Origin of the sequence: Streptomyces sp. NPDC058964, assembly GCF_042741275.1 — a bacterium.
Classification (GTDB): domain Bacteria; phylum Actinomycetota; class Actinomycetes; order Streptomycetales; family Streptomycetaceae; genus Streptomyces.
The window spans coordinates 1-6,377 of record NZ_JBHYKH010000516.1 but is presented as its reverse complement, the minus strand read 5'-3'; the positions used below and the strand labels follow the sequence as shown (position 1 = coordinate 6,377).

Annotated in this window: 7 protein-coding genes; 5 read left to right on the top strand and 2 right to left on the bottom strand. The window is 71.6% G+C overall.

Annotated features, from left to right (window positions below; all coding sequences use genetic code 11):
• Positions 1-174, top strand: a 174-nt coding sequence (locus tag ACFW2E_RS38885) for an ATP-binding protein (protein ID WP_384474389.1), incomplete at its 5' end; no start/stop codon positions are given.
• Positions 175-227: 53 nt separating this feature from the next.
• On the opposite strand, the gene ACFW2E_RS38880 is transcribed toward ACFW2E_RS38885, so the two are convergent.
• Positions 228-1,226 (bottom strand): TAXI family TRAP transporter solute-binding subunit, encoded by a 999-nt coding sequence (locus ACFW2E_RS38880; protein WP_384474386.1) that lies wholly within the window; start codon positions 1,224-1,226, stop codon positions 228-230.
• 87 nt (positions 1,227-1,313) lie between these two features.
• Here ACFW2E_RS38880 and ACFW2E_RS38875 point away from each other — a divergent pair, with 87 nt between their 5' ends.
• On the top strand, positions 1,314-1,721 hold the full coding sequence (locus tag ACFW2E_RS38875) for a MazG nucleotide pyrophosphohydrolase domain-containing protein (protein WP_384474383.1): 408 nt from the start codon (positions 1,314-1,316) through the stop codon (positions 1,719-1,721).
• Between the two features lie 7 nt (positions 1,722-1,728).
• On the opposite strand, the gene ACFW2E_RS38870 is transcribed toward ACFW2E_RS38875, so the two are convergent.
• Positions 1,729-3,132 carry a hypothetical protein gene (locus ACFW2E_RS38870; protein ID WP_384474381.1) on the bottom strand — a complete coding sequence of 468 codons (1,404 nt, stop codon included), beginning with the start codon at positions 3,130-3,132 and terminating at the stop codon, positions 1,729-1,731.
• Between the two features lie 340 nt (positions 3,133-3,472).
• Between ACFW2E_RS38870 and ACFW2E_RS38865 the strand changes: the two genes are divergently transcribed.
• The 3 genes from ACFW2E_RS38865 to miaB all read left to right on the top strand — a co-directional run bounded on the left by ACFW2E_RS38865 (position 3,473) and on the right by miaB (position 6,272).
• On the top strand, positions 3,473-4,222 hold the full coding sequence (locus tag ACFW2E_RS38865) for a PP2C family protein-serine/threonine phosphatase (RefSeq protein ID WP_384474378.1): 750 nt from the start codon (positions 3,473-3,475) through the stop codon (positions 4,220-4,222).
• Positions 4,223-4,296: 74 nt separating this feature from the next.
• Positions 4,297-4,578 (top strand): hypothetical protein, encoded by a 282-nt coding sequence (locus ACFW2E_RS38860; RefSeq protein WP_384474375.1) that lies wholly within the window; start codon positions 4,297-4,299, stop codon positions 4,576-4,578.
• A 161-nt stretch (positions 4,579-4,739) separates the two neighbouring features.
• Entirely contained in the window at positions 4,740-6,272 is a 1,533-nt protein-coding gene (gene miaB, locus ACFW2E_RS38855) for a tRNA (N6-isopentenyl adenosine(37)-C2)-methylthiotransferase MiaB (protein WP_384474372.1), read from the top strand.
• Positions 6,273-6,377 lie beyond the last annotated feature (105 nt).

Genomic DNA, 6,377 nt, shown 5'->3' with positions numbered 1-6,377 from the left:
CGCTTCTGGCGCAGCGGCCGCCACCCGAACGTGATGGGTTCCGGTCTCGGCCTGTCCATCACCCGCGCCCTTCTCGCGACGGGCGGCGGCTCCATCGACTGCGAGCACCACGACCCGCACGGCCTGAGGGTGACGGTGGCCGTGCCGAGGAGCGGCCCCACGGAGCAGGGCTGACCGGGTGCCCCGGACCGGCCCGCGAATGGCTCGTGGGTCCCGGCCGCACACCGTCAGGGCTTCACCGACCGGTAGTACCGCCGTGCCCCCTCGTGCAGCGTGAGCGGGTCGGTGTAGATGGCGGTGCTGAGGTCCACCAGCTGCGCTGAGTGGACGTGCGCGCCGATGTCGTCGCGGCTCTTGATGACGGTTCGGGTGACCCACTCGGTCAGCCGGGGGTCCGTGTCTTTGCGGGTCATCAACAGGTTGGACACCGCGATCGTCGGCACCGTGGCCCCCTGCTGGACGGACGGGTAGGCGGACTCGGGCATGTTCGTGGCCCGGTAGTAGCGCGCCTCGTCCCCCTCGGCGTGCAGCCTGGTGACCAGATCGCCGCTGATGGGGACGAACTTGAAGTCGAAGGTCCTGGTCAGCTCCACCAGCCCGTTCGTGGGCAGCCCGCCGGACCAGAAGAACGCGTCGATCTTCCCCCGCTTCAGCCGGTCGGGCCCGGTGTCGATGCCGTCGGACGCCGGTCTGATGTCCTTGTCGGGATCGATGCCCGCCGCCCTGAGCACCCGGTTCGCGATCAGCCGTACGCCCGAGTTGGGCAGCCCAATGGCCACCCGCTTGTGCCTCAGGTCGGAGACGGTCCTGACGTCCGAGTCGCGCGGCACGATGAGCTGCACGTAGTCGTCGTACAACCGGGCTACGCCCCGCAGCCGCTCCGCACCGCTGCGGTGCTGGAGCTCGTACGTCTCCACCGCGTCGGCCGCCGCGATGGTGAAGTCGGCCTCCCCGGTCGCGACCCGTCGCACGTTCTGCTGCGAACCGGCGCTGTTCAGAAGCTTCACGCTGAGGTCCGGCATGTCCCTGTCGAGTTCGGAGCGCAGCCGCTCGCCGTACTCCTGGTAGACCCCGCGGGGCGTGCCGGTGCTGAATACGATCGTTCCGCCCGGCGGCTCCTCGCCGAGGGGCAGCAGCCACCACAGCAGCAGCCCGAAGGCGACGAAGCCGGCGGCCGCGCCCTGGAGCGCGCGGCGCCTGCTGATTCGGGGGAACACCTTGGGCATGCGCGCGATCCTGCCAGTCGTCCGCGGTCCTGACCAGCGCGGGGTTCGCCCCGGGGCGTTGTCGGTGGTGGCCGATACAGTCACCGTATGAGCAGCTCCTCGCCCGCCGACCTCGTCCGTGAGTTCCATCGCGCCTTCGGCCTCGACGCCCGCAGCACGCCGACGGAGGTGTCCCCCGGCCTGGCCGCGCACCGCGGTGACCTGCTCGCCGAGGAGGCCGCGGAGGTCGCCGAGGTCGCGGTCACCGGCCCGCTCGACCGGCTCGCGCACGAACTGGCCGACGTGGTGTACGTGGCCTACGGCACGGCCCTGGTCCACGGGATCGACCTGGACGCGGTGATCGCCGAGATCCACCGCTCCAACATGAGCAAGCTGGGGCCCGACGGGCAGGTCGCCCGCCGGGCCGACGGCAAGATCCTCAAGGGCGAGCACTACGAGGCGCCGGACGTGTCGGCCGTCCTGCGCCGCCAGGGGTGGATATCCGGCGGCGCCTGACGTCGTCTCAGAGCGGGTCGCCCGCCAGCTTCCACTCCCGGTGCAGCGCGCCCAGTGGGATGCTCCGCTGGAGGACGGGGGTACCGAAGACGGACAACTGCAGGCGCAGGGTGCCGGACAGGTCCACGCCGCCGTACAGGGCCCAGGTGCCGGAGGTCTTGGCGCCGGGGGTGTCGGAGGAGGCCCGCACCGTTCCCGAGGCCTCGCCGCGCAGGTACGGTGCCAGGTCGGCGGTGACGCCCACGGTGCCGTAGAGGCCGACCGAGGCCTCGGCGCCGAGGGCCGACTTCACGTTCCCGGCGGCGGTCAGCGAGGTCCGCACGGGCGTGCTCGTCATGTCGGAGGCGCTCACCGGCGTCCAGCCCTTGCCGGCCCCGAAGGTGCCGCCGGCCTTGAAGTCGCCCTTGAGGCTCTGCTGCACGTCGACGGTGACCTTGCCGTCGGCGCTGATCTGGAAGTAGCAGGTCAGGTCGAGGTTGACGACGACCGGGACGGGGCCGACCTGCAGGACCGGGTCGGCGTGCAGCTTCGCGAACGGGATGCGCAGCGGTGTGGCGGAGGCGGCGGCGCGCCCCTTGACGGCCCAGCCCGAGGTCCAGTCGCCGGACACGCCCAGGTAGGCGGAGCCGGGTGCGGTGTCGGTGCCCTGTCCGCCGTACCTGAAGTCGACCTGTGGAGCGACCTGTACGAAGCCGGACACCGAGGCGTCCGCCGACACCGGAGCGCCTTCGGCCGTGGGTATGCGGGCGGAGACGTCGAGCCGCAGGCTGCCCAGCGGGACCGTGGCGCCCTTGGGGCCGACGTGCACGTCACCGGCCTTGGACCAGGACACCTTCACGTCGGGCAGCAGCTTGTCGACGTCGAAGGAGGCCGGGTCGACCGGCACGGTGCCCTTCGCCGTGTCGTCACCGAGCACGGCGTTGAGCGCGGCGGGTTCCGTCTGCACCTCAGTGCCCTCGTCGGTCTCGCCGATGACCTTGGTGACCTTGGCGAGCAGACCGTGCGGCGCACCGGGCGCCGGGGCGCTGGCGATGACGTCACCGACGGCGGCCTGCCGGGCGGCGGAGGCGCTGGGCGAGGGAGCGTCGGGGGAGGGGGCGGGGGTGGACGGGGCAGGGGAACCGGGCTTCTTCCTCTGGGAGATGACGGCCCGTCGGGTCCTGCTGTCGTACGAGCTGACTTTGAGCGTGGTCTTGTGGGCCGGCTTTCCCGAGCCGGCCGGACCTGCCGCGGCGGTCGCAGTGGCGGCCGGAGCGGCGGCGACGCCGAGCGAGCGGTCCGTCGCGGTGTTCGCGGTGCCGTCCGCGCTCTGGGTCCCCTGGCTCTGCGCCGGGGCGGGCTGCTCGGCCTGCGGCGCGGACGAGGAGCATCCGACGGCGAAAAGGAGGGCGGTCACGGCGAAGGCGGGCATGAGGGCATGCGTGTGCCTCGTGCGTCTGCGCAAGGTGAGTCCTGAAGGTGGGGGGTGGCAAGGAGATACCGGCGGGCAGCGAGCGATGCGCGTACTGGCCGGTAACTCGGCGACGAGCCATGAGCATGCCACGGCTCCCCGCACCGGAAGCCCACAATCCGGCCACATTCCAACGTGACCTGAAACACGGCGATTTCAGGTCGCTTCGACGGCCGGATCGCACCTGGGTATTTGTACTCAGATCTCCGGCGACGACCGGGGGGCGCCCGGACGGCGAAGAGCCGCGGGGACCGCCTACGCTTGAGCCGTGACCAGCAGCTCCGGAAGGTGGTGACGTTCCATGCCGTACGTCACCGTGACGGCGCTGAGCCATCCGGGGCTGGTCCGTGAGCGGAACGAGGACAGCCTCGTCGTCGGGCCGTGGACGCTGTGCGGCACCGTGACCGAGAACCCCCAGACGTTGGTCTTCCGGCTCCGGTCGCCCCTGGTCGTCGCCGTCGCCGACGGGCTCGGCGGGCACCCGTGCGGGGATGTGGCCAGCGCTCTGGTAGCCGGCCGGATCGCATCGATCGGTCCCGCGCTGACCAGTGAGGACGCCGTCCGTGAGGCCCTGCACGCGTGCAACCGCGCCGTGTACGAGGCCGGTGGCGGCGACGGGAACGGCGAGCTCACCGCCATGGGGACGACGGTCGCCGGAATCGTCGTACGCCCCGGCTCGATGCTGTCGTTCAACGTGGGCGACAGCCGCGTCTTCGCGGCCTCCCCGTACGGACTGCGCCAGGTGAGCGTCGACGACAGCCCTCCGCTCGAACCGGGGCAGCGCACCACGTCCGTCGTCACCCAGTGCCTGGGCGGTACCCCGGGCTATCGGGCGATCCATGCCCATGTGACGGCCGAGGAGCTGGCACCCGGCGACCGCTACCTCGTGTGCACCGACGGACTGACCGACCCGGTGACGACGGACGTGCTGGACGAGGTGATGCGCGAGCGCGCCGACAGCCGAGCGGCCTTCGAGCTGTGGAAGGCCGCCATCGAGGCGGGCGGACCCGACAACATCACGCTCGCGCTGGTGACGGTCGCGGACGACTGAGCTCCAGCGGGCCCGCGCCGACGCGCGTCACGTGCCGCGAGCGGTTCGGTCGTACGGCCGCCTACGGTGGAGACATGAGCGAGATCGTCGTCTACGAGCTCGACAGGTCCGTCGCCACGCGCTCGTCCGCGCAGCCGTCCGGCCGTGCCGAACGGCACGTGCGCAGGGTGCACGCGGCACCAGCCGCCCCGGGGATGCCCGCCGAAGCGGGACCGCGCACCCTCTGCGGCAAGGACACCTTCGCCATGGAGACGGCCCGCTGGACGCCCTCCGGGCACCCGGGCGCGCCCTGGTACCCCACGGAACACGCGTCCGTGGTCTGCCCCGACTGCGACGCGGTGATCGAGATCGGTTGACCTCGCGGTGATCGGAGCAGACTGGCCTGGGCGGTGATCGGGGCCGGCTGACCTGGGCGCCGATCGGGACCGACCGGTCCCATGGCGCCCTGTACCTGCTGCCCCGGCGGTCCCGGACGCTCGCCTGCAAAGGCCCTGCCGCGAACGCCTACCCTTGACCCATGACCAGCAGCAGCGACCGGAGCCCCGCAGTGGACGTCGAAGGACCCAAGAGTTACGAGATCCGCACCTACGGGTGCCAGATGAACGTCCACGATTCCGAGCGATTGTCCGGGCTGCTCGAAGAGGCCGGTTACGTGCGTGCCCCCGAGGGTTCGGACGGGGACGCGGACGTCGTCGTCTTCAACACCTGTGCCGTACGGGAGAACGCCGACAACCGGCTGTACGGCAACCTCGGCCGCCTCGCGCCGCGGAAGGCGTCCCGGCCCGGCATGCAGATCGCGGTCGGCGGCTGTCTGGCGCAGAAGGACCGCGACACGATCGTGAAGAAGGCGCCCTGGGTGGACGTCGTCTTCGGCACGCACAACATCGGCAAGCTGCCGGTCCTGCTGGAGCGCGCCCGCGTCCAGGAAGAGGCGCAGGTCGAGATCGCCGAGTCCCTGGAGGCCTTCCCCTCCACGCTGCCGACGCGCCGTGAGAGCGCGTACGCGGCCTGGGTCTCGATCTCCGTCGGCTGCAACAACACCTGCACCTTCTGCATCGTCCCGGCGCTGCGCGGCAAGGAGAAGGACCGCCGCACCGGCGACATCCTCGCCGAGATCGAGGCCCTGGTCGGCGAGGGCGTCTCAGAGATCACGCTGCTCGGCCAGAACGTCAACGCGTACGGCTCCGACATCGGTGACCGCGAGGCCTTCAGCAAGCTGCTGCGCGCCTGCGGCAACATCGAGGGCCTGGAGCGGGTCCGCTTCACCTCGCCGCACCCGCGCGACTTCACCGACGACGTCATCGCGGCGATGGCCGAGACGCCGAACGTGATGCCGCAGCTCCACATGCCGCTCCAGTCCGGCTCGGACACCGTCCTGAAGGCGATGCGCCGCTCCTACCGCCAGGAGCGCTACCTCGGGATCATCGAGAAGGTCCGTGCCGCCATCCCGCACGCCGCGATCACCACCGACATCATCGTGGGCTTCCCGGGCGAGACCGAGGAGGACTTCGAGCAGACCCTGCACGTCGTCCGCGAGGCACGCTTTTCGCAGGCGTTCACCTTCCAGTACTCCAAGCGGCCCGGCACCCCCGCCGCCACCATGGAGAACCAGATCCCCAAGGAGGTCGTCCAGGCGCGCTACGAGCGTCTCGTCGCCCTTCAGGAGGAGATCTCCTGGGAGGAGAACAAGAAGCAGGTCGGCCGCACCCTGGAGCTGATGGTCGCCGAGGGCGAGGGCCGCAAGGACGGAGCCACGCACCGCCTCTCCGGCCGCGCCCCCGACAACCGCCTCGTCCACTTCACCAAGCCGGAGCAGGAGGTGCGGCCCGGCGACGTGGTCACCGTCGAGATCACCTACGCCGCCCCGCACCACCTCCTCGCCGAGGGCACCGTCCTGGACGTGCGCCGCACGCGCGCGGGCGACGCCTGGGAGAAGCGCAACGCGGCGGAGGCGGCGAAGCCGGCCGGCGTGATGCTCGGCCTGCCGAAGATCGGCGTGCCCGCGCCGCTCCCGCTCCCGGTCGCGACGAGCGGCTGCGGCTGCGACTGACGTCCTTTCCGGCCGTGGCCCGCGCCGGGGGCGACGCCGGGGGTGGGCCGGGCGGCCCCCCGGGGGTCGGGGCCGCGAAAAGATGTGGGCGCCCCCGGCGGTAGC